The organism is Lysobacter daejeonensis GH1-9, from assembly GCF_000768355.1.
Classification (GTDB): Bacteria; Pseudomonadota; Gammaproteobacteria; order Xanthomonadales; family Xanthomonadaceae; genus Aerolutibacter; species Aerolutibacter daejeonensis.
Genome location: NZ_AVPU01000002.1, coordinates 112,117 through 134,512 on the forward strand (window position 1 = coordinate 112,117; position 22,396 = coordinate 134,512).

15 protein-coding genes are annotated in these 22,396 nt (G+C 66.8%); 6 read left to right on the forward strand and 9 right to left on the reverse strand.

Features of this window, described 5'->3' with window-relative positions; translation table 11 throughout:
* Window positions 1–95 precede the first annotated feature (95 nt).
* The 3 genes from N800_RS01665 (at window position 96) to N800_RS01675 (ending at window position 5,070) form a co-directional block, all read left to right on the forward strand.
* On the forward strand, window positions 96–1,469 hold the full coding sequence (locus N800_RS01665) for an MBL fold metallo-hydrolase RNA specificity domain-containing protein (protein WP_036134088.1): 1,374 nt from the start codon (window positions 96–98) through the stop codon (window positions 1,467–1,469).
* 351 nt (window positions 1,470–1,820) lie between these two features.
* A complete protein-coding gene (locus N800_RS01670) occupies window positions 1,821–3,152 on the forward strand; it encodes a DEAD/DEAH box helicase (protein WP_036134090.1) in 1,332 nt (443 codons plus the stop codon).
* A gap of 355 nt (window positions 3,153–3,507) precedes the next feature.
* Window positions 3,508–5,070: a sodium:solute symporter family transporter gene (locus tag N800_RS01675; protein WP_036134288.1), complete on the forward strand. Its 1,563-nt coding sequence runs from the start codon at window positions 3,508–3,510 to the stop codon at window positions 5,068–5,070.
* Window positions 5,071–5,074: 4 nt separating this feature from the next.
* On the opposite strand, the gene N800_RS01680 is transcribed toward N800_RS01675, so the two are convergent.
* Window positions 5,075–6,118, reverse strand: coding sequence for a LacI family DNA-binding transcriptional regulator (locus N800_RS01680; protein ID WP_036134091.1), 1,044 nt, complete (start codon window positions 6,116–6,118; stop codon window positions 5,075–5,077).
* A gap of 79 nt (window positions 6,119–6,197) precedes the next feature.
* Complete coding sequence (locus N800_RS01685; RefSeq protein WP_052107802.1) at window positions 6,198–7,679, reverse strand: glycoside hydrolase family 30 protein; 1,482 nt, start codon at window positions 7,677–7,679, stop codon at window positions 6,198–6,200.
* A 196-nt stretch (window positions 7,680–7,875) separates the two neighbouring features.
* Here N800_RS01685 and N800_RS01690 point away from each other — a divergent pair, with 196 nt between their 5' ends.
* Together N800_RS01690 and N800_RS01695 are read left to right on the forward strand one after the other, a co-directional pair.
* Entirely contained in the window at window positions 7,876–10,659 is a 2,784-nt protein-coding gene (locus N800_RS01690) for a TonB-dependent receptor (RefSeq protein ID WP_036134092.1), read from the forward strand.
* Window positions 10,660–10,779: 120 nt separating this feature from the next.
* Complete coding sequence (locus N800_RS01695) at window positions 10,780–13,329, forward strand: glycoside hydrolase family 3 protein (protein WP_232227510.1); 2,550 nt, start codon at window positions 10,780–10,782, stop codon at window positions 13,327–13,329.
* Window positions 13,330–13,447: 118 nt separating this feature from the next.
* On the opposite strand, the gene glk is transcribed toward N800_RS01695, so the two are convergent.
* The 7 genes from glk to trxA form a co-directional block, all read right to left on the reverse strand.
* Window positions 13,448–14,443 carry a glucokinase gene (gene glk / locus N800_RS01700; protein ID WP_036134093.1) on the reverse strand — a complete coding sequence of 332 codons (996 nt, stop codon included), beginning with the start codon at window positions 14,441–14,443 and terminating at the stop codon, window positions 13,448–13,450.
* 299 nt (window positions 14,444–14,742) lie between these two features.
* Window positions 14,743–16,569: a DUF885 domain-containing protein gene (locus N800_RS01705; RefSeq protein ID WP_084087060.1), complete on the reverse strand. Its 1,827-nt coding sequence runs from the start codon at window positions 16,567–16,569 to the stop codon at window positions 14,743–14,745.
* Between the two features lie 84 nt (window positions 16,570–16,653).
* The gene (locus tag N800_RS01710; RefSeq protein ID WP_036134095.1) at window positions 16,654–17,424 is read right to left on the reverse strand and encodes a queuosine precursor transporter; all 771 of its coding nucleotides are present in this window, start codon (window positions 17,422–17,424) and stop codon (window positions 16,654–16,656) included.
* Entirely contained in the window at window positions 17,424–18,098 is a 675-nt protein-coding gene (locus N800_RS01715; RefSeq protein WP_036134097.1) for a DUF502 domain-containing protein, read from the reverse strand. Before N800_RS01715 ends, N800_RS01710 begins: the two co-directional genes overlap by 1 nt.
* A gap of 20 nt (window positions 18,099–18,118) precedes the next feature.
* Complete coding sequence (locus N800_RS15140) at window positions 18,119–20,128, reverse strand: bifunctional serine/threonine-protein kinase/formylglycine-generating enzyme family protein (RefSeq protein ID WP_052107803.1); 2,010 nt, start codon at window positions 20,126–20,128, stop codon at window positions 18,119–18,121.
* Window positions 20,129–20,191: 63 nt separating this feature from the next.
* Window positions 20,192–20,671: a DUF4442 domain-containing protein gene (locus N800_RS01725; protein WP_036134099.1), complete on the reverse strand. Its 480-nt coding sequence runs from the start codon at window positions 20,669–20,671 to the stop codon at window positions 20,192–20,194.
* 86 nt (window positions 20,672–20,757) lie between these two features.
* Window positions 20,758–21,630: a thioredoxin gene (trxA, locus tag N800_RS01730; protein ID WP_036134101.1), complete on the reverse strand. Its 873-nt coding sequence runs from the start codon at window positions 21,628–21,630 to the stop codon at window positions 20,758–20,760.
* Between the two features lie 105 nt (window positions 21,631–21,735).
* Between trxA and N800_RS01735 the strand changes: the two genes are divergently transcribed.
* Window positions 21,736–22,368: a DUF998 domain-containing protein gene (locus N800_RS01735; RefSeq protein ID WP_156962830.1), complete on the forward strand. Its 633-nt coding sequence runs from the start codon at window positions 21,736–21,738 to the stop codon at window positions 22,366–22,368.
* Window positions 22,369–22,396 lie beyond the last annotated feature (28 nt).

A 22,396-nucleotide genomic window follows, 5' to 3' on the forward strand; every position in this document is an offset into this window, starting at 1 on the left:
CACCGGCGACATTAGCCCGGATTGGCGCCCAGCACCGGTGTCATTGGTCACGGGGGGGTGTGCTAGCGTGGTTCCAGGCCATTCAGGAGCAGGGCATGCGCGTTCATTTCCACGGCGCCGCGGGCGAGGTGACCGGGTCGCTGCATGAGGTCGAAGTCGCCGGGCAACGGGTGTTGCTGGACTGCGGCATGATCCAGGGCAGCTTCGAGGCCGAGCGGCGCAACAGCGAGCCGTTCCCGTTCGAGCCGGCCGCCATGGAAGCCCTCGTGCTCAGCCATGCGCATATCGACCACATCGGCCGCGTGCCGCTGCTGGTGCACCGCGGGTTCCGCGGTCCCATCTACGCGCAGGCCGCTACCGCCGACCTGATGCCGGTGATGCTGCTGGACGCCGCCTCCTTGGCAGAGAGCGACGCGGAGCGCGCCAACCGCAACCGTCGCCATGGCGAGCCCAAGGCGATGCCGCTGTACACCAAACACGATGTGCATGCGGCGATGAAACTGGTGCGGCCGCTGCCGTATGACCGACGCGAGCAGATCCTGCCGGGGGTGGAGATCCAGTTCCGCGAGGCGGGCCACATCCTCGGCTCCACCTGCGTGGAGCTATGGGGCGATGATCGCAAGCTGGTGTTCTCCGGTGACATCGGACCCAAGGGCTCGCCGATCCTGCGCGATCCGGCGGTCATTACCGAAGCCGACCTGGTGCTGATGGAGTCCACCTACGGCGACCGCAACCACCGCGAGCGGCTGGCCACCGTGGAGGAGATCGGCGAGATCTTCGAGCGCGCCTGGCATGACCGCGGCAACGTACTGATCCCGGCCTTCGCGGTGGGGCGCAGCCAGGAACTGCTCTACTGGTTCGCCAAGTACTGGGATGAGTGGGGGCTGTCGCGCTGGAAGATCTTCCTCGACAGTCCGATGGCGGCCAAGGTGGTCGACGTGTATGGCCGGCACGAGGACCTCTTCGATGCCGAGGCGCAGCGGGTGTGGCGCTCGAAACCGCACCCGTTCCGCATGCCCAACCTGCGCATTACCCAATCGCCGGAGGAGTCGATGGCGATCAACCGGATGGACGGCGGCGCGATCATCATCGCGGGCAGCGGCATGGCCAACGGCGGCCGCATCGTGCACCACCTCAAGTACAACCTTGGTCGCCGCCACGCGCACGTGTTGTTCGTCGGCTTCCAGGCCGAAGGCACGCTGGGACGGCGGCTGGTGGACGGCGCCAAATGGGTGCGCATCCATGGCAAGGACTACCGCGTGGCGGCGCAGGTGCATACGGTGGGTGGGCTGTCGGCCCACACCGACCAGCAGGGGCTGCTGGGCTGGTACGGGCAGTTCGGCGCCAAGCCGCCGCTGGTGCTGGTGCACGGCGAGGACAAGGCCCGCGAGGCGCTTGCCGGCGAGGTCTGGGAGCGGTTTGGCGTGCACGTCACCTTGGCTTGCCCCGGGATGCACGCTGACGCGTGATGGACGCTGTCGGGCGCCTCCTGCCTGAACGGGAAGGTGGTGCTGGGTGGTCAAGCGGGGCGGGTTAGCGTACAGTCCGCCCTGTTCAGCGCACGGCTGCCTCCCGCAAGGGTACGTTTCCCAGGTATGCCCGCCGCCTCGCAGGCCTTGTGCCTCACGCGACCGCGGCTTTTATCCCGCACGTCTTTCGTCGCGCAGACACGGTCCGGAGCTTCCGGTGCCGTCACATCCGATCACCCACAGCGCGGTTCAAGGGAACGCTGGGGTCATCACGCAACCGTTCTCCGGTTCCTGGCCGTGCGCGTGGCGCATGGCTATCCCGCGCGCTTGCGACGAAATGGAGCTTTACCGATGTCGTTCGAATCCCTGGGCCTTGCGCCCGCGTTGCTGCGCGCGCTTGTCGAGCAGAACTACACCACCCCCACCCAGATCCAGGCCGAGGCGATCCCGCTGGCGCTGGCGGGCCATGACGTGCTGGGCGGCGCCCAGACCGGTACCGGCAAGACCGCCGCGTTCGGCCTGCCGCTGCTCAATCGCCTGGCCAAACAGACCCCGGTCAAGGGCTTCCGCCGCCCGCGCGCGCTGATCCTGACCCCGACCCGCGAACTGGCCGTGCAGGTCAGCGACAGCCTGCGTGGCTACGGCAAGCACCTGCGCATGAACACCATCGCGATCTTCGGTGGCGCCGGCATGGGTCCGCAGGTCGATGCGTTCCGCCGCGGCGTGGACGTGCTGGTGGCCACCCCCGGCCGCCTGATCGACCACCTGGAGCGCGGCAGCGTCAAGCTCGACGAGATCGAGATCCTGGTGATGGACGAAGCCGACCGCATGCTGGACATGGGCTTCCTGCCGGCGATCAAGCGCATCCTGGGCAAGCTGCCCAAGGACCGCCAGACGATGCTGTTCTCCGCGACCTTCGAGGCGCAGATCAAGCAGCTGGCGCTGGAGTTCATGCGCAACCCGCAGCAGGTGCAAGTGGCGGCGCAGAACACCATCGCCGAGACCATCGCGCACCGCGCGCATCCGGTGGACGGAGCGCTCAAGCGCGACCTGCTGATCGACATCCTGGCCAAGCGCCATGGCGAGCAGGCGATCGTGTTCGGCCGCACCAAGCACGGCTGCAACCGACTGGCTGAACAACTGGAAGACGCCGGCCTGAAGGCCTCGGCGATCCACGGCAACAAGAGCCAAGCGCAGCGCCAGAAGGCGTTGAACGACTTCAAGGCCAGCCGGGTGCGCATCCTGGTGGCCACCGACGTCGCCGCGCGCGGCCTCGACATCCCCAACCTGCCGCTGGTCATCAACTACGACCTGCCGATGGTGGCGGAGGACTACGTGCACCGCATCGGCCGCACCGGCCGCAACGGCAGCACGGGTGAGGCGCTGTCGCTGGTGTCGCACGACGAAGGCGGCCTGCTGCGGCAGATCCAGCGCCTGTTGAAGGCCGACATCGAGCTGGTCGAGGTGGAAGGCTACGCGCCGAGCCGCCCGATCCGCTTGGACACGGCCATCCCCAATCCGCGCCGCGGCAACGGCGGCAACCAGCCGCCGCGCAAGCCGGGCAACCGGCCGCACGGCAAGCCGGCTGCGCGCCATGCGCATGCCGGGCCGAAGCAGCATCGGGGCGGGCAGGGTGGCCGCGGTGCGGGCGGTGGTGGTCAGCGTCGCGACTCGCGCGCCTGATTGATCCGCCTGGGGTACCCCAAAGGGGTCGGCATTGCCGGCCCCTTTGCTTTGTGCGGGCCGCAGCATTCTGGTGGAGCGGCAGTTACCGGCTTGGCGGGCGCGGCGTTGTGGATGTTGCACTGCAAAATGCATTGCCTCCGCCGGGCGGTATGCTGACAGCGCTGTCATCCGGCGATGTCGTGCAGTATCCGGATGACGTGTTCGCTGCCAGCCGACAGCGGACCGGGGGAAGGGGGCCGCCAGTGCGCCTGTCGATGGTCATCACGCCCAGTTGGGCGCCGATGGCGCCGACGGAGCGGGCCACGGCGGCGCACGACAACCGGTTCCGCGATCCTCCAACCAGGAGCTTTACGTGGGACTTTCCGCTCTCGACATCACCATCGTGCTGGCCTACCTGGCCGGCATCTTCGTCCTCGCGCAATGGGTCTCGCGCGAGAAGGGCGGCCACCAGAAGTCCGCCAAGGACTACTTCCTCGCCAGCAAGGCGCTGCCGTGGTGGGCAGTGGGCGCGTCGCTGATCGCGGCGAACATCTCCGCCGAGCAGATCATCGGCATGTCCGGCTCCGGCTATGCCATCGGCCTGGCGATCGCGTCGTACGAGTGGATGGCGGCGTTGACGCTGCTGATCGTGGGCAAGTTCTTCCTGCCGGTGTTCCTGCGCAATGGCATCTACACGATGCCGCAGTTCCTCGAAGAGCGTTACGGCCACCGCATCCGCACGCTGATGGCGGTGTTCTGGCTGGGCCTGTACGTGTTCGTCAACCTGACCTCGATCCTGTGGCTGGGGTCGATCGCGGTGAACCAGGTCACGGGCATGGACCAGATGCTGGCGCTGGCACTGCTGGGCGCGTTCGCGCTTGCGTACCAGTTGTACGGCGGCCTGAAGGCAGTGGCGTTGACCGATATCGTGCAGGTATCGCTGCTGGTGCTGGGCGGCCTGCTGGTTGCCGGCCTGACGCTGGCCAAGATCGGCGACGGCGGGAGCATCGTGGCCGGCTTCCACAAACTGTGGGACACGAGCCCAGAGCACTTCCACATGATCCTGTCGAAGGACAACCCGTTCTACAAGGATCTGCCGGGCATCAGCGTGCTGGTCGGCGGCATGTGGATCATGAATGTCAGCTACTGGGGCTTCAACCAGTACATTATCCAGCGCGCGCTGGCGGCCAAGGACATCCACGAGGCGCAGAAGGGCGTGGTATTCGCCGCGTTCCTCAAGTTGCTGATGCCGGTGATCGTGGTGCTGCCGGGCATTGCCGCGGTGATGCTGGCGCCCGATCTGGCACGTCCGGACCAGGCCTACCCGACGATGATGGGCCTGCTGCCGAGCGGCGTGCTGGGGCTGGTGTTCGCGGCGCTGGTGGCGGCGATCGTGGCGTCGCTGGCATCGAAGATCAATTCGGTGGCGACCATCTTCACCCTCGACTTCTACGCCAAGTGGCGAAAGGACACCGATGAGGTCGGACTGGTGCGCATTGGTCGCATCGCTGCGGCCATAGCCATTGTGCTGGCCATCGCCACGGCGCGTCCGCTGATCGGCGGGTTCGACCAGGGCTTCCAGTACATCCAGGAATACACCGGCTTCTTCACCCCGGGCATCGTGGTGATCTTCATGCTCGGCCTGTTCTGGAAGCGCGCCAATGAAGCCGGTGCGCTGGCCGCGGCGATCGGCTCGTTCGGTTTGTCGATCGTGCTCAAGCTGGCGTGGCCTGCACTGCCGTTCATGGATCGCGTGGGCCTGGTCTTCCTGCTGGCCCTTGCCCTGGCGGTGGTGGTGTCGCTGGTTGGCAAGCCCACGGGCGAAGGTGATCTCATCCGCGTGGACGACGTGAGCTATCGCACCGACGTGTCGTTCAACATGGCCAGCCTGGCGGTCGTCGCCATCCTGGTGGCGCTGTACGCGGTCTTCTGGTGACGGCCTAGCTGCGGCTGCGGTGAGGTCCGGTCGACTCCCGCAGCTGCAGCGCGTAGTCCATCTTCACCATGTCGCCGCTTTCCGGGTCGCGGATCGCCTTGAGCAGTTCCTCGGTGGCGACGCGACCCATGTCGTTCGTCGGCTGCCGCACCGTGGTGAGTGACGGGAAGATCTGCCGTGACAGCGGCGTATCGTCAAAACCGCAGACCGACAGGTCGCGCGGCACCGACAGCCCGCGTTCGCCTGCCACGCGCAGCACGCCGGCCGCCATGTCGTCATTGGCGGCGAAGATGGCGGTGGGCGGATCGGGCAGGTCGAGCAGGCGCCTGGCGCCTTCGACGCCCGACTCGAAGGTGAATTCGCCCTTGACCACCAGCGCGGCGTCGTAAGGGATGTCCGCGAGCTTCAGCGCCTCGCGATAACCGGAATGGCGCCACGTAGCCGCGCCGTGCTGTGGCGGCCCCTTGATGTGGCCGATGCGGCGGTGGCCGAGCTGGATGAGGTGGGCCATGAGCTCGCGTACCGCCCCGCGTTCGTCGAGGGTGACGCCGAAGCGCCCCTCGGGCGTGCGCGGGGAGATGGAGGCGAAGGGCAGTCGGCGTTCCTGCAGTGCGTCCAGCAACCTGGCGTCGTCGGTCAGCGGTGGCACCAGCACGACACCGTCGGCGCGCGAGTGGTCGATAAGGTCGACGAGCTCGGGCAGGTAGTTGCGGTCGTCCGGATCCACCGGGGCCAGCACCAGGCTGAAGTGCCGGGCGCGACAGGCTTCCAGCACGCCGCCCTGGATCTCGGTGAGGTAATTGCGCGACGGGTTGTCGTAGACCAGCACGATCACGTACGCGCGCTGGCCCGCCAGGCTGCGCGCGGACAGGTTGGGCTTGTACTGCAACTCCGCGACGGCCTGCTCCACGCGCTGGCGTGTCTCGTCGCGGACGTTGGGCTCGTGGTTGAGCACGCGCGACACGGTCTTGATCGAGACGCCGGCAGCTTCGGCCACGTCTTCGATGCGCGCGCGCGCTCCGTTGGCTTCCCTCATCTTGGCCGTCATCGGTCCCTGTGGCGTCTTCGGATGCGTTCCCCGGTTGCCTATCCTACCGCGCCGCGCGGGCGAGCCCGGCGGCTGGGAATCAGCGGCCGCCCGGGCCGGCCGATGGCGGCGATCCGGCCCAGGTGAGGGTGATCAGGCTGCGCGGCGGCGCGGTGTAGTGGAATACCTTGCCGCGGTGGCCAACGGAAAAGCGGCGGGGCGCCGGCTCGGCGTTGGTGACAAGCATCACCAGCGAGCCATCGTCGGCGTTCTCGAATACCACGTTGTCGATGCCCTCTCCACCCGCGCTGGAGCCGACGCGCCACGCGCCCTGGCGGACGAAGCGGCTGGCGTGGGCGAGGGCGTAGTACTCGTCGTTGCGGGTGATGCTGCCGTCGGCGCTGTTGATGGTGACCACGCCGCGGCAGGTCTTGCACCCGCCCGCGAACGGGCCCTTGCGTTCGTCCAGCGCAAGGTTCCACAGCAGCGCACCACGTGCCCAATGGCGGGATGTGCGGATGATCTGTTCGCGGGCCAGGAACGTCAGGCCGCCACTTTTCACTGGCTCCCAGTCGCCGCCCGAGCATTCGGTCAGGTAAGCGTCCTTGTCCGGGAAGGCGTCGTGCACCTTGCTTTGCGCGGTTACATCCCCGCCATAGCAATGCCACGCGACGGCGGCGACGTACCGTGACGCGACCGGGTCGCGCAGCACCTCCAGCGGGTGCTCGGGTTTGTCCCAGTTGTGGTCCCAGTCGAAGATCAGCGTGGAGGACCCGCGCGCGGCCAGCATTGGACCGAGGTGGCGACCGATCAGCCGGGCGCGTTGGGCGGCACTCAGGCGCATGCCGGGATAGTCGGCAGGCTCGTAATCCGGCTCGTTCTGCACGGTCAGCGCGAAAATTGGAATGCCTGCGTCGGCGTAGGCTTCGGTGTACTGCACCAGGTAGCGGGCGAAGGCGTCGAAATGTGCGTCGGCCAGTGTGCCTTTGACGAGGCTGCCACTGGTCTTCATCCAGCCCGGAGCACTCCAAGGCGACGCCATCACCTTAAGCTGCGGGTTGATGGCCAGTGCAGCGCGCGCCACGGGGATCACGTCGCCGCGGTTGGGGGCGATTGAGAAATGTCGCAGCTCCGGGTCGGTCTGGCCACGCGGCATGTCGTCGAGGCTGTAGTGGCTCAGCGAGAAATCCGAGCTGCCGATGGTGAGGCGGGTGAAGTCCAGGCCGATGCCCTGTCCCTCGCGCCCGAACAGTTCCTGAAGCAGGGCATCGCGCTGCGTGGCGCTGAGCCTGTGGGTGATCAACCAAGCGGAGGAATCGGTCAGGGCGGCACCGAACCCGACCATGCGCTGATGGCGCGTGCCGTCCACCTCGATGTGGATCGGGAGCCGAGACCGGGAGCCGAACGTGGTGGGGTCAGCAGGCGACAACGCGAGGCTGTGGTCGGCAGTGGTGACCCACGATGAAACTGCCTGCGATGCGACCGCGTCGCCGGCCACTGATCTGGATGCGAAGCCCAGCGCCAGCACCATGCACAAGCCGATCCTGCCCAACGTCTCGATGCCACGGTCCTGCTTGTTCATTTCGTCTTTTCCCCCTCAAGGATTGTCCCGGAGCGGTGCGCAAACTTGATGTTGCACTGCCGCGAAACCTGGTGTCGGCAGCCGCTCGCTAGCCAGTGGACGCCAAGCTGGCCGCCGGCGCGACCAAAAGTTCATTGACAGCCCTATAAGAGCGCTGTATGACAGCGCTGTCAAATTTCCTTGGGAGGGGACCCTGATGACCTGCAAGACCACCTCGCGTGGCCCGTCCGCACGCAACCAACGCCAACGTCCGCAACGCCATGTGCTGGCAGCCGCCTGCTATCTGGCACTGATCGCAACCGCGCAGGTGCATGCGCAGGAAGCGCAGGCGGCCGACGAAGCTGTCGCCCAGACCGCTCAGGCCGATGCGACCGTCGAGACCGTGAAGGTCACCGGCATCCGCTCCGCGATCATTTCCGCCGTCGAGACCAAGGCCGAGTCGACGTCGATCGTCGAGGCGATTTCCGCCGAGGATCTGGGCAAGCTCCCCGACATCAGCATCGCGGACTCGATCTCGCGCCTGCCCGGCCTGACCATGCAGCGCAAGGAAGGTCGTGGCGAGGTCATCCACATCCGCGGCATGTCCGAGCAGTTCGCGGGCACGTTGCTCAACGGTCGCGAACAGGCGAGTACCGGTGACAGTCGAGGCGTCGAGTTCGACCAGTACCCGGCGGAGTTGATCAACGGCGTCACCGTCTACAAGACGCCTGACGCGTCGCTCATCGGGCAGGGGCTATCCGGCACGGTGAACATGCAGACCGTGCGCCCGCTGGACTTTGGCGAGCAGCGCATCGTCATCAGTGGCCAGGGAGAGTACAACTCGCTCGGCGAGCTGACCGACGGTGGGAACGACAAGGGATATCGCGTTTCCGCCTCGTACGTGGACCAGTTCGCCAACGACACGTTTGGCCTGGCGATTGGCGTCGCCCGCCTCAATTCGCCGTTCCAGGAGAAGCACTACAAGTCGTGGTGGTGGGCCAATACCTCGTTGTGGGGAGCTCCGCAGGGTGCCAAGCCCGATGATGCGATCGCCCTCCAAGGTGCGGAAGGCTGGGTGAAGTCGCGCGACACCACGCGCGATGGCGTGATGGCCGTGCTGGAGTTCAAGCCCAACGACACCTGGCACAGCGTGCTTGACCTGTACCACTCGAAGTTCGACCAGGAGGAGTGGATGCGCGGCGCGATGTGGACCAACGACCCCTGGTGGAACGGCGGCCAGGTGACCTACACCCAGGCCAACACGACGCTGCACGGTGGCGTCCCCGTGGTCACCAGCGGCACCCTGAGCGGTATCGAGCCGGTCATCCGCAACGACAACAACCTGCGCGAGGACAAGCTCTCGGCATTCGGCTGGAACAACCAGTTCAAGTGGGACGTCTACACACTGACCGCGGACGCAGCGTATTCGCGCGCCGAGCGCGAACAGTCCACGCTGGAGACGTATGCGGGGATGCTGGGTGGCCTGGACGTCGACTTCACCGTGCCGCTCACGGCGGGCTACGCAAGCTACGGCCTTCCTGACCTGTCCGATCCCAATGCGGTCTACCTCCGCGACCCGCAGGGTTGGGGGCACGATGGCCGAATGGAGGATTCCCAGCAGGAGGACGTACTCAAGTCCTTCCGGCTCGACCTGAATCGAGTGGTGGAATCCTCGGATTTCCTGCGCAGCTACGACGTGGGATTCAACTACACCAAGCGCACCAAGGACAAGAGTGCGCAGGTGTACTTTGCCGACCTGCCCGGCCGCGTTCCCACGCTGGTCGATCCCTCCCTGCTGCAGGCGCCCACCAGCCTGGGATTTGCCGGCATGGGTGACGTGCTGACCTACGACCCCCGCGCGTTGTTGTCGCGCTACTACGACGTCTACCTGAGCGAAAGCAACGACGACCTGCAGAAGGACCAGGCCATCGAAGAGGAAATCCGCACTTTCTACGCCAAGGCCAACCTCGACATCGACGTGTCCGACAGCGTGCGGCTGCGCGGTAACGTCGGCGTTCAGTACATCCACACCGACCAGCGTTCGGATGGTGTTGCCATCACCGGGGCAGGCCCCGCCGCGGTCCGCGGGGTCGGCGCATCGTACGGCGACATCCTGCCCAGCTTGAACCTCGTTGCGGAATTCGGCGACGGTTGGAACGTGCGTTTCGGTGCCGCCAAGGAGTTGATGCGACCGCGCATCAACGAGATGGGTGCCTACGCGAACGTCTGGGTGAACGTGGTGGACGGCTCCGGCGAGTGGGCGGGGTCGGGTGGCAACCCGAAGCTGGAACCATTCCGCGCCAATGCGGTTGACCTATCGGTCGAGAAGTACTTTGGCGATGCCAGCTACGTTGCGTTGGCAGCGTTCTACAAAGGCCTGGAATCGTACGTCTATACCCAGACCATTCCGTGGAACTTTGCAGGGTACGAGTTCGAAACGACTGCGCCACCGGCATCGGACTGGGGCACGTTCTCGGCGCCCGCCAACGGCGGCGGCGGTTATATGCGTGGCGTCGAGTTCAGCCTCGCGCTGGAAGGGAGCCTCTTCCATGAGGTGCTCGACGGTTTCGGCACCCAGTTGAATGCTTCGTACACCGAGTCCTCCATCGACCCGGATGGCCCGGGTGGTTCCAGCACCGATACTTTCCCGGGGCTGTCGAAGATCGTGGCCAACGCCACCGTGTACTACGAGAAGAATGGTTTCTCCGCGCGCCTCAGCCAGCGCTTCCGTGACCCGTACCGCGGCGAGTACAGCTACATCTTTGGCCAGCGCAGTTACCGTTACACGCTCAACGAGCGGACCATCGACCTGCAACTGGGCTATGACTTCCCCGAAACCAGCAGCCTGTCGGGGCTGTCGGTGTTGTTCCAGGTGAATAACCTGAACAACGAGCCGTTCCGCACGGAGGTCAGCGACTCCAACGGGCTGGGGCTGTTCTTCCCCGAGGAGTACACCGAGTACGGTCGCCAATACATGCTGGGCTTCCGCTACAGCCTGTAATCCACCAGCTTGGTCAGGCATGGCCGGGGAACGCGGAGGTCCATTCCGCGTCCCCCTGCATTTACCAGATAGGCGACGGGCATCCTGGAGTGCCCGCGCCGCGCTACCTTGGAGTTACCGGTGAATCCGATTCGTGTGTCGCTGTTGTGCGCCAGCTTGTTGGCGTGTGTGTCCTGCGTCACCACGCAAGGGCAGGGCGCCCAGGCGTCTTCCGGTGGAAACAGGAACACGGCGGAACTGGACGATTGGCCCGCCCTGCGCAGCAGCATCGCCCTGGACCCGGCCATCGAAGCGCGCGTGGCGGAGATTCTGGCCAGCATGACGCTGGCGCAGAAGATCGGCCAGATGACCCAGGCAGAGATCAAGTCGATCACGCCGGAACAGGTGCGTGAACACTACATCGGCTCGGTACTCAATGGCGGCGGCTCCTGGCCCGACAAGAACAAGCATGCCTCTGTGGCGGACTGGCTGGCACTGTCGCAGCGCTACCACGATGCCTCGATGGCCACCGACGCGAAGGTTCCAGTCCCGATCATCTGGGGCACCGATGCCGTGCACGGCCACAGCAATATCTACGGCGCGACGATGTTTCCGCATAACGTGGGCCTTGGTGCGGCGCATGACGTGGGCTTGATCGAGCAGATCGGTGCCGCCACTGCGCGCTCCACGCGTGCCACCGGCATCCACTGGGTGTTCGCGCCGACGGTGGCAGTGTCCCGGGACGCGCGCTGGGGTCGGGCTTACGAGAGCTTCTCCTCCGACGGCGCGCTGGTGCGTGACTACGGCGCCGCCTACGTGCGTGGCATGCAGGGCGCGTTCCGCGAGGACGGCAACGTGGTCGCCACGGCCAAGCATTTCATTGGCGATGGCGCCACCGAGAATGGCAAGGACCAGGGCTTGGCGCGCGTGACCAAGGCCGAGATGGTCAACGTCCACGCCCAGGGTTATTACGGCGCCATCGAGGCCGGCGTGCAGACGGTCATGGCGTCGTACAACAGTTGGACCGACGCCGACACTGGAGCGGAGTACGGCAAGATGCACGGTGCCGGCAGTCTGCTGACCGGTGCGCTGAAGCAGAAGATGGGGTTCGACGGCTTCATCGTCTCGGACTGGAACGCCATCGGCCAATTGCCAGGTTGCACCAATTCGAGCTGCCCGCAGGCGATCAACGCCGGCGTCGACATGATCATGGTGCCGGATGACTGGAAGGCGTTCATCGCCAACACCATCCGCCAGGTGGAGTCCGGCGAGATTCCATTGTCGCGGATCGACGATGCGGTTACCCGCATCCTGCGCGTGAAGTTGCGCGCCGGCCTGTTCGAGACTAGCCCCGCGGCCAATCGCTACGCAGGTGACCCGGACGCATTGCAGCATCGCGACCTCGCCCGACGCGCCGTGCGTGAGTCCCTGGTACTGCTCAAGAACGATGCGGGCGTGTTGCCGTTGCGCCGTGATCAGCGCGTGCTGGTGGTCGGCAAGGGCGCGGACAGCGTACCCATGCAGGCTGGCGGCTGGTCGCTGACGTGGCAGGGTACCGACACAACCAATGCCGACTATCCGAACGCCGACACCATCCTCGCCGGCGTGCGTGAGGCGGTTGGCAAGGACAATGTCGTGTATAGCGCCGATGGCACCACCGCCGTGCAGGGCGATTTCGATGTTGTGTTGGCGGTGGTCGGCGAAACGCCATACGCGGAGACCAACGGCGACATCGTGCCGTCCGACACGGTTGCACACAGTCGCCGCCATCCGGAAGACCTGGCGGTGCTGCAGCGCGTGGCAGCGGCGGGCAAGCCGGTGGTGACCGTGTTCCTGTCCGGTCGCCCGCTTTACACCAACGACCTGATGAACCTGTCACAGGCGTTCGTCGCGGCGTGGCTGCCGGGCACCGAAGGCAAGGGCGTCACCGACGTCCTGTTTGCCAAGCGCGGTGGTGGTGTCGCGCATGAGTTCCGTGGCGCGCTGACCTTCCCGTGGCCGGCCGTGGCGTGTCCCGACGCGAAGAAGGCCCCGCTGTTCGCCACTGGCTACGGCCTGCGCCATGGCAGTCGCGAGCCGGTCGGCACACTGCCGGTCGAACTGCCGCAGGCCTGCGCGGCGGCGAGCATGCTGCCGATCTTCAAGATGGCCGATATCGCCCCGTTTGCATTGCACCTCGCCACGGGTGACGCCAGTCGCGCGGTGGGCGCGGACCTCAATCGCACCATCGAGTTCCCTGCGGGCAAGCCTGCAGTGCGGGTGCAGACCGTGCAGGTGAACACCCAGCAGGATGCCAAGCAGGTGACCTGGCTGGCGCCGGCGCGCTTCTATGCGATCAATCCCTCGCGCAACAACCTGGCGGCGTTCGCCCGTGCCGATGGCGCGGTGCAGTTCGACGTGGTCGTCAGCGCACGGTCCAAGGCCCCGGTGATGTTGTCGATGGGGTGCGGCACGGGTTGCGGTGCCGAAGTCGATCTCACCGCGGCGCTGTCGGGCTATGCGCTTGGGAGCAAGCACACGGTGAAGGTGCCGCTGGCCTGCTTTGCGGAGCGGGGCCTCGACCTGGGCGGCGTGGAGGTGCCGTTTGCGGTGTCGGCGTCGGCGCCGTTCTCCGCGGCGTTCACCGACATCAAGGTGGTCGCGGGTTCAGCCAAGCACGCGGATGCGGTGGGCTGCCCAGCGAAGCCCTGACAGGCGGGGTAGGCGGCCCGCATTTCGTGGCGGGCCGCATAACCAGTGCGGCTACGTCCCTTGCAGATGAAAAGGCCCCGTAACCGGGGCCTTTTTCTCTTGGGGCATTAGAAGGTGATCACGTCGAAGTCATGGCTGCATCGCGACGCGCGAAGGCTGCCGCGCCCAACAGCCCGGCATGTGGATGCAGCACGGCCACGGTCGGAACGCGCGACATGGCGGCCGAAAAGCGTCCCTTGTGCTCGAAGCGCTGGCGGAATCCGGAGTGCTGCAACGCTGGCAGGATCCGCGGCACCAACCCGCCGGTGAGGAACACGCCGTCCCATGCGCCCAGCGTGAGGACCAGATCACCCGCGATGGCACCGAACACCGCGCAATACACGTCCAGCGTGCGTAAGCAGCGGGCATCGCCTTCGGCCGCACGTCGGGTTACGTCGGACGGGCTCATCGGGCCAGGGTCTTCGCCCGCGATCTCGCTCAGCGCGCGATGGATGTTGACCAGCCCGGGGCCACAGATCAACCGTTCATTGGAGACCCGGCCGAACTGTGCCGACAGGTGTTCCAGGATCAGGATTTCCTCTGGCGTTCCCGGAGGAAAGCTCGTGTGGCCGCCTTCCGATTCCAACGGATGGGCGCGCCCCTCGCGGATCATCAGTCCTCCTGCACCCAGGCCGGTGCCCGGGCCGATCACCGCGTAGGTGCGGTGGTCGGCATCGCGTTCCGGTATCCATGAGGCGCCGCCGATCATGGTGACGTCATCTGCTCCGAGCAGGGTGATCGCCATCGCCTGGGCGGCGAAGTCGTTGATCAGCGCCAAAGAGTCAAAGCCCAGCATGGCGCCGGTTCGCGTCCGCGAGATCACCCACGGGTGGTTGGTGATGCGTGCCTCGTCGCCATCGACGCGCCCGGCCACTGCGAACACGCCACGGTTGGCCTGGCGTTCGATCAGTTGCAGGTAATGACGGGCGGCTTCGGCGAGGGACGGGAAGTCCGCGACGGCGAATTCACGCACCGTGTCCAGCGCCAGCGGTGCGTCGTCAATTCCGCCGCCGGCCATTGCGAAGCGCGCATTGGTGCCGCCGATATCGGCCAGGAGGACTCCTGGCCGGCTCATCGGCGCTCTCCGTGCACGGCTTCGGACGCCGGTCCTCGCGAAGTGGTATTGGCAATGAAGCTGTGCGCGTGCGGATCTGTGGCCATGGGCATTCGCGGATGGCACGGGCGGTCGCCCGGCGCGGTGGACGTCACCGGAGTTTGCCCTGTTCCGGACAAAAATGACAGCGCTGGACAAGAAGGGCTCAGCCGCACCGTCAGGCTCCCCAGGGCGCCTACGACCGGAATGTGTCGGCAGCCCCAAATGCAGGAGGGCCGGCATGGCCGGCCCTCCCTTCTTCAATCCACCTGGCGTGCGCTTCAGCCGCGCTGCGAGGCGATCCAGCGGTCCACCTTGCGCTCCAGGATCGCCAGCGGCACCGCGCCATCCTTCAGCACCTCGGCGTGGAAGGCGCGAACGTCGAAGCGCGTTCCCAGCTCCCGCTCGGCCCGTGCGCGCAGTTCCTTGATCTTCAGCTCACCGATCTTGTACGCCAGTGCCTGGCCCGGGATGGCCATGTAGCGTTCGGCTTCCGCGGTGGCCTGCGTTTCGCTCTCCGCCGAATTGTCGAGCATGTACTTGATGACCTGCTCGCGGGTCCAGCCCTTGCTGTGCAGGCCGGTGTCCACCACCAGGCGGATCGCGCGCCACAGCTCGTTCTGCTGATAGCCGAAGTAATCGTACGGGTCGGTGTACACGCCCAGGTCCTTGCCCAGCGATTCGGCGTACAAGCCCCAGCCTTCGGCGAACGCGGTCTCGCCCCCGAAGCGGCGGAACTTCGGCAGGTTGGTCAGCTCCTGCTGCAGCGCGATCTGGAAATGGTGACCCGGGATGGCCTCATGCAGGTACAGGTCCTCGGCGTCCCACGTCTTGCGGGTGGGCAGGTCGTAGGTGTTCACGTAGAAGATGCCCGGACGCGTGCCGTCCTCGCTCGGGCTCATGTACGAGCCGCCCGCCGCCGACTGCGCGCGGAACGGTTCCACAGGGCGGATCTCGAACGGCGCCTTCGGCACCAGCGAGAACTGCTCGGGGATCTTCGCGTTGATCTTGGCTTCCAGACCGCGGTAATGCGCCAGCAGCGCGTCCTCGCTCTTGAAGTTGAAGCGCTTGTCGGTCTGCATGAACTTGAAGAAGTCCTGCAGGCTGCCCTTGAAGCCCACCTCGGCCATCACCTTGCGCATCTCACCGTGGATGCGTGCGACTTCATCCAAGCCGATCTGGTGGATCTGCGCCGGCGTCAGGTCGGTGGTGGTGGAACTGCGCGCGTTGAAGGCGTACCACGCGTCGCCATCGGGCAAGGCCGCCATGCCCGCGCTGGTGCGGGTCTTGGGCATGTACTCATCCTTGATGAAGCTGCGCAGGCGCTTGTAGGCCGGCAACAGCTCGCCTTCGATCATCTGCCGGTAGTCGGCGGTGATGCGTGCCTTGTCAGCGTCGGAGAACGAGGTCGGCAGGTTCTTGATCGGCGCCCAGAACAGGGTGTCCTCGGCCTTGGCCTTGATCAGCGCGTCCAGCTGCGGCAGCACCTTGACCATCAGCGCGCGTGGCTGCACCACACCCGACTGCATGCCCTCGCGGCTGTTGGCAACGGCCTGGTCGAACAGCTCGGGGATACGCGCGCCACGCTTGCGCCAGTTGTCGTAGTCCTGCACCGTCTTGAACGGCTGTGCACCCGTGCCGGAGCCCAGCTGCACCGCCATCGCGGCGAAGTTGTAGAACTGGTTGATCGGCTGCTGCCAGCCGGGGAAGCGCTCGCCTTCCAGCGACATCTTCGCGTCGCGCACGAAGATCTCGTAGCTCAGCAGGTCCTGGCCCTCCAGCCCTTCCGAACCCACGGACTCGACCGTCCGCAGCCAGCGCTCGGTGAAGGCGCGGCCTTGGGCGCGGTATTCGGCCGAGAAGAAATTGGGCAGCTGGTCGTTGTAGCGCGGGTCGCCCTGGAACGTGGCGGCCAGCGGGTTGAGCTTGAGCTGCTCTTCCCAGTACTGGTCGTACAGCGCGTTGAGGCGGGCCGCCTTGTCCTGGGCCGGCGCGACCTGCGCGGTAGCGGTCGCCGAAGGCGAGGTTGGCGCGGTGGTGGCGCAACCGGCCAACGTGGCGGCCAGGGCCACGGTCAGCAACGAAAGGTGGGGCAGGCGGTGCAGCATGGAGTGGCTCCGGCTCGGGGTGAATATCCGGAGCCTCGCCCGCCTTCGGCCCCACGGCATGGGCCAAAGGTCACCCACGCCCCGTCAAGCGGCCGCGTCCGCGCGCAACTGGGCGGCGCGCGCATGCCCCAGGTAGCGGACGATCGCGCCTCGCATCAGGTAGATCAGCGGGATCAGGGCCATCGCTGCGACCATCTTGTACAGGTAGTTGACCGTGCTCACCGCCATGAACAGCGACATCGACCACTTCTGCGGGCCCAGCACGAAGGCGATGTACAACACCACGAAGCTGTCGACGAGCTGCGACACCGCGGTCGATCCGGTCGCGCGCAGCCAGACGTGGCGCTCACCCGTCGTGCGCCGGATGCGATGGAACACGCTGACGTCGATCAGCTGGCCAATGATGAAGGCCACCAGCGAGCCCGCAATGGTCCACAACCCTTGGCCGAACACCGCGGCGAACGCAGCCTGGTAATCCGGCACGCCCTGTGCCTGCGCCGCACCGACCCACCAGCCGGCGGGGGCCAGCCAGATCGCCGCAAACGCGAAGGCGAAGCCGTAGACGATCAGTCCGGCAGCCAGCCACGAGATCATGCGCACGCCACGGCGCCCATAGAACTCGTTGACCACGTCCGTCATGAGGAACACCACGGGCCAAAGCAGCGTGCCGGCGGTGAAGCTCAGCGAGCCCGCCTGTCCGAACAGGTTCCATTCGAACGGCGGCAGGCCCAGGGTGTCTTCCAGCGCGAAGATCTTGACCCCGATGAACTCCGCCAGCGCGGCGTTGACACAGAAGAACGCCGCCAGCGCGACGAACAACCGGGTTGCACGGTCCCCCAGTACGTGCGTGGACATCAGGCCGGATCGACCGCTCTCTGCGGCACCGAGAACGGGATGGTCTCCGGAGACACCGCGCCACCGGAAATGATGAAGCTCATCGCCTGGTCAACGGTCCAGTCGGTGGGCGTGATCTTCTCCACCGGCACGATTTCCAGGTACCCCGACGTCGGATTGGGCGTGGTGGGAACATACACCGCGGCCAGTTCGCGCCCGGTGCCCTGTTCGCGCAGCACGCGGGTGACGAAGCCGATCGACTTCATCTCGGTGTGCGGGAAGTCGATCAGCACCACGCGCTGCGTGCCATCGGGCTTGGTCTGCAGGATGTCGAGCAACTGCCGTGCGCTGCCGTAGATGATGTTGGCGAAGGGGACACGCTGGATCAGCGATTCGAACCAGCGCAACAGGCGCTGGCCAAATACGCGACGGGCCATCAGCCCTGACAGCAGGATCACGGCAAGCGTGGCCAGCAGCGCGATCCCGTACTGCACCCAGGGCTCCACCAACCAATGCAAAACGGCTGGATGGTTGCGGGCCAGATCTTCAAGCACGGGCGTCGTGAACGGGTGGCTGATGTCGGACAACAGCACGAACACGAACTTGACCACGACCCAGGTGAGCCAGATCGGCAGCAGGGTCAACAGGCCGGTGATGAACAGGCGTTGCAGGGTGAGTTTGCGCATGGGCGCCATTGTATAGGCGCCCGGAACCGCTACAGCTCGCGCAGCAGTCGGAATCCGATGTCGTCGTAGCCGCGGTCGCCGGGCAGTACACGCCGGCCCTGTCCGCTGCGCCAAGACGCACCCAGCGCGGCACGGCGTGAACAGCTCGGCCCGCAATCCCGGGACCACAACGACACCGGCCGGTCACCGGTGTCCGCGCCCAGCGCCAGCGCCTCGGCCGCGGTGGGCAGCCGATAGCGATGGCCCGTCTGCTCGCTGCGCCAGCGTGCGAACGCCTCGGCATCGGCCTGAGACACACAGACCACGGGGTCGGTGTCGGATTGGCTGAAGCCGGGCTCGCGCCATGAGCGTGGCTTGATCACGCGCAGCACGGAGATCTTTTCGCGGCAAAGCGCGGCCTCCCGCCGGGTTGCACGCGCGAACCGGTCGTAATCGCCCACGGTGACGGGATGGCGGGCCAATGCGATGCCGGTACTGCCGATCACGCTGCCGGCTGGGTCGCCGGGCACGGGCTCGCCGGTGGCGGGGAGGGCATCGGCACGGCTCACCAGGCGGCTGATGGCGGCGGCAGGCAGCCCAACGTCGCGGGCAAGGTCTGCGGTAGCGCGTGCGCCCGTCCGGTCGAAGCGGGTTTCCTTGGCGCGCATGCGGGTGTCGATGGCCTTGGCGGCCTGGGCCATCACCTCGCGTTGCGCGTCGGAGGTGGCGGTGCCGGTTTGCTCGCCCAGTTGCCTTGCGCCAGCCATGTACTCGCGCGCCTTGGCATCGTCACCGCTCTGCACCGCGGCCGCAGCCGCGTCACCCAAGGCAGTGGTGACTGCATCCAGGACTTCGCGCACCTGCTGGCTGGACGGATCGACGCGCCACGCGGCCAGCACGCTGGCACGCGCGTTGTCCCCCACGGGCTTGAGCAGTTTGCGTTGGGTCAGTTGCCGGCGCGCATCCTCCAAGGCCGTCTGCAACGGCGCCTCGGGCAGTGGCCGCAACATGGGCGCCACCGCATCGGCCGGGGACGTTGCAGTCGCCTCGTTGGTCGTGCCCAGCGTGAGGAAGTCCGGTCGCCCGATACCGCCTCCCACCAGCGCATACGCCGTGCCAATGACAGCCACGGTGGCCACTGCCGTCCAGAGCCCGCGCCGGCCCCGCAACGAGCGACCCAGTCGCGTGGCCCGGTCACCCAGCGAGACAAGCAGCGGCCAACCGCGATGGCGTTCAATGCGGTCCAGGGCTGCGGACATTTCCGCGACATTGGCGAACCGGTCCGCTGGCATCTTCGCCAGCGCGCGGTTCATGAAGCGTTGCCAGTGGCGCAACGGGGTCGGCAGCTTCGGAATCGGATCCTGGGCGTGCATCACCGCCATCGACAGTGCGTCGGCTGCGCGGTAAGGCAGCAGGCCGGTGAGCATTTCCCAGGCGAGCACACCGAGGCTGTAGAGGTCGGCGCGGCCATCCACTTCTTCGCCGCGCGCCTGTTCGGGCGCCATGTACGCGGTGCTGCCCACGGCCAGCCCGGCTGAGGTGACGCGCGCACCAAAGCCGCGGCGCAGGGCGATGCCGAAGTCGGCGAGCAGCGGGCGGTCGGCCTCGTCGAACAGGACGTTCTCGGCCTTGACGTCGCGGTGTACCACGCCGCGCGAATGCGCGTAATCCAGCGCTGACAGCAAGGTGCGCAGGATCGCGATCACCCGCGCTTCGTCGCCCTTGAAGTTGCGGCGGCCCAGGTGTCCGCGCGCCAGGTGCGGCATGGTGTAGTACGGCAGGCCGGTGGAGGTGCGTCCCACGTCGTGGATGCGCACCACGTGCGGGTGCTCCAGGCGGGCGATGGTGCGCACCTCGTTCTCGAAACGACGGCGGCTGGTTTCGTCGGCCAAGGCGTGCGGCGCCATCACCTTGATGGCCACTTCGCGACCCAGCGCGATCTGTTCACCCAGGTACACCGACGACATCCCGCCACGGTTGATCAGGCGGATCAGCTTGAAGCCGCGAATTTCCGGCAGCGGCGCTTGCGCGTCGTGGGTTTCAAGCGTTGTGGATGTCATCACGGCCCCCTGTGGCCGGCCGAGCATACCGCAGACCCGCTGATGCGTGTCTTGACGCGGATGTCATTCCGTCGCGGGCAGCGGCTCTTCGGGGCGGTGTTCGGGCTTGCGCCGCACATACAGCTGCTTGCGGATGCGGGCCACCACCTCGCCCTGGGCGTCCACGACGTCGGTCGAGAACCAGTGCAGGTACTTCCCGCCGCTGGCCGTGGCCTGGCGGATGTGGTCCAGCACCGCGGGCGTCAGGTCGAAGTCGGCATGAACCACGCCGCGACCGGGCTTGATGAATTCGATGGCGCCTTCCCTGTCCCACACGTAATACGCGCCGCCCAGCGCCTTGAGCGCCAGCAGCATCCAGAATGGATCGGTCATCGCGAACAGGCTGCCGCCGAAGTGCGAGCCGACGTAGTTGCGGTTCCACGGGCGCATGCGCAACTCCACCCGGGCATGGCGGAAATCCTCCGCTAGTTCGGTGACGTGGATGCCGGCAAAGAGGAAGGGCGGCCACCAGTTCAGGCCATGGCGAAGCAGTCGGGCGTTCATGTGCGGACAGCGTGGGGCAGGTTGAACAGCCTGCCATACGCATGCGTACAGTCAAGTCCGGGGCTGATGCCCGTCGGTGCCGCCGTTCAGAACAGCAGCGAGGCCATCTTGCGGCGGTAACGGCCCACCAGGTCCTCGTCCTCGACTACCTGGAAGGCGTCGATCAGGGCCTTGCGCGGCAGGCCGTCCTCGAAGTTGCGATCGCGGCGCAGCAGCTCGAGGAAGGCTTCCAGTGCCTGTTCGGAATCACCCGCCACCAGGTGCTGCACGCCCAGCAGGTGCCAGGCGCGCAGGTCGTCGGGGTTGCTGGCCAGTGCGGCGCTCAGTACGGGCAACGGCGGCGCGTCCTTCAGCACGGTGGCGAAACCGAGGCGCGCGCGTGCGCGCACCGCGCGGTCGTCCGTCGCGAGGTTGGCGGGCAACGCATCCAGCAACTGTTCGGCCTCCTGCGCGGCGCCGGTCTTGAGCAGCGCCAAGGCGAGGTCCAGCTTGAGTTCGTCGCGGTCCGGGGCCTCGGCCACCTCGTGGCGCAGGCGGATAACTTCAGCGTGCGGGTCCACTGCCACCGGGGCGGCCACCTCTTCGGCTTCGGCAAGCGCTTCGGCCGGCTCCACGCCGTGGTGCTTCAGGAATTCGCGCAACTGACCTTCGGGCAGCGCGCCGGGGAAACCGTCCACCACCTGCCCATCCTTCACCAGGAACACGGTCGGGATGGAGCGGACCTGGAACGCGGCCGCCAGTTGCTGCTCCTTGTCCACGTCCACCTTGGCCAGCACGAAGGCGCCGTTGTAGTCGGCGGCCAGCTTCTCCAGGATCGGCCCCAACTGCTTGCAGGGCCCGCACCATTCGGCCCAGAAATCGATCAGCACCGGCGTCTGCAGCGACTTCTGCAGGACCTCGGTCTCGAAGGTCTCGGCCGTGGCGTCGAAGATGTGGGGGGCGGGGGCGTTGGCAGTCATTGCGTGGCTCTCGGCGGGTTCTGCGGCACAGATGGGGGCGAAGCAGGCGCTGCGCAACCGGTAGGGTAGGAGGCTCGCGGCCAGCGGGCACGCTAGCATGGGCGGATGACTCGATTGCCGTCCAACCCCATGGCAGCCTCGTGCGCGCTCGCTGCGGGCCTGCTTTGCCTGGCCAGCCTGGTGGGCTTCGCGCTGCCCTTGCCGGGCTACGTGCATGCCCTCATGCCGGTGGGCCTGCTCGGCGCCCACGGGGTGCCGCGGGCGCAGGCCTTCAACCTGCTGGCGTTCATCACGCCGGGCGCGCTGATGGCGTGGAGCGCGCTGGGGCTGCGCGCGGTGCTGGTGGGCGGTCCGGTTGCCCTTGCACCGGAAGGGAAGGCGCCGCTGGGGAGCTGGCGGGCACGGATTGGTGCGAGCCTGTGGCTGCTCTCGGCCATCGCATTCGCCGCGCAGGGCGTCTGGTCGCTGGATCCTGGTGACCTGGATGGCGCCGCCAGCCAGCGCCACGCCAGCATGTGGACGCTGTGGTGGATTGCCTTCGTGCCCGGCGCGCTGCTGTTGACGACGGGCCTGTGGCGCGCGCGTCGCGCGACGGCCGCCTGGGCCTTGGGCGGTGGCGTGCTGATGCTGCTGTTCGCGGCGCTGCCGCCGTGGCTGCTGCCGGGGCCGATCGCGCAGCGTGTCGCGCTGGCGGCGTGGTTCCTTGCTTACGCGATGGTGGCGCGGTCGCTGCGTTGAGCGGGCCGCGCCACGCGGCCCAGCGATC

What these genes read in the sequence shown, in the direction of transcription:
- N800_RS01715 (WP_036134097.1), bottom strand. Translation starts at nt 18,098, where the DNA reads ATGGCGCCCATGCGCAAACTCACCCTGCAACGCCTGTTCATCACCGGC.
- trxA (WP_036134101.1), bottom strand. Translation starts at nt 21,630, where the DNA reads ATGACTGCCAACGCCCCCGCCCCCCACATCTTCGACGCCACGGCCGAG.
- N800_RS01735 (WP_156962830.1), top strand. Translation starts at nt 21,736, where the DNA reads ATGACTCGATTGCCGTCCAACCCCATGGCAGCCTCGTGCGCGCTCGCT.
- N800_RS01705 (WP_084087060.1), bottom strand. Translation starts at nt 16,569, where the DNA reads ATGCTGCACCGCCTGCCCCACCTTTCGTTGCTGACCGTGGCCCTGGCC.
- N800_RS01680 (WP_036134091.1), bottom strand. Translation starts at nt 6,118, where the DNA reads ATGACGGCCAAGATGAGGGAAGCCAACGGAGCGCGCGCGCGCATCGAA.
- N800_RS01670 (WP_036134090.1), top strand. Translation starts at nt 1,821, where the DNA reads ATGTCGTTCGAATCCCTGGGCCTTGCGCCCGCGTTGCTGCGCGCGCTT.
- glk (WP_036134093.1), bottom strand. Translation starts at nt 14,443, where the DNA reads ATGAGCCGGCCAGGAGTCCTCCTGGCCGATATCGGCGGCACCAATGCG.
- N800_RS01665 (WP_036134088.1), top strand. Translation starts at nt 96, where the DNA reads ATGCGCGTTCATTTCCACGGCGCCGCGGGCGAGGTGACCGGGTCGCTG.
- N800_RS01685 (WP_052107802.1), bottom strand. Translation starts at nt 7,679, where the DNA reads ATGAACAAGCAGGACCGTGGCATCGAGACGTTGGGCAGGATCGGCTTG.
- N800_RS01690 (WP_036134092.1), top strand. Translation starts at nt 7,876, where the DNA reads ATGACCTGCAAGACCACCTCGCGTGGCCCGTCCGCACGCAACCAACGC.
- N800_RS01725 (WP_036134099.1), bottom strand. Translation starts at nt 20,671, where the DNA reads ATGAACGCCCGACTGCTTCGCCATGGCCTGAACTGGTGGCCGCCCTTC.
- N800_RS15140 (WP_052107803.1), bottom strand. Translation starts at nt 20,128, where the DNA reads ATGACATCCACAACGCTTGAAACCCACGACGCGCAAGCGCCGCTGCCG.
- N800_RS01710 (WP_036134095.1), bottom strand. Translation starts at nt 17,424, where the DNA reads ATGTCCACGCACGTACTGGGGGACCGTGCAACCCGGTTGTTCGTCGCG.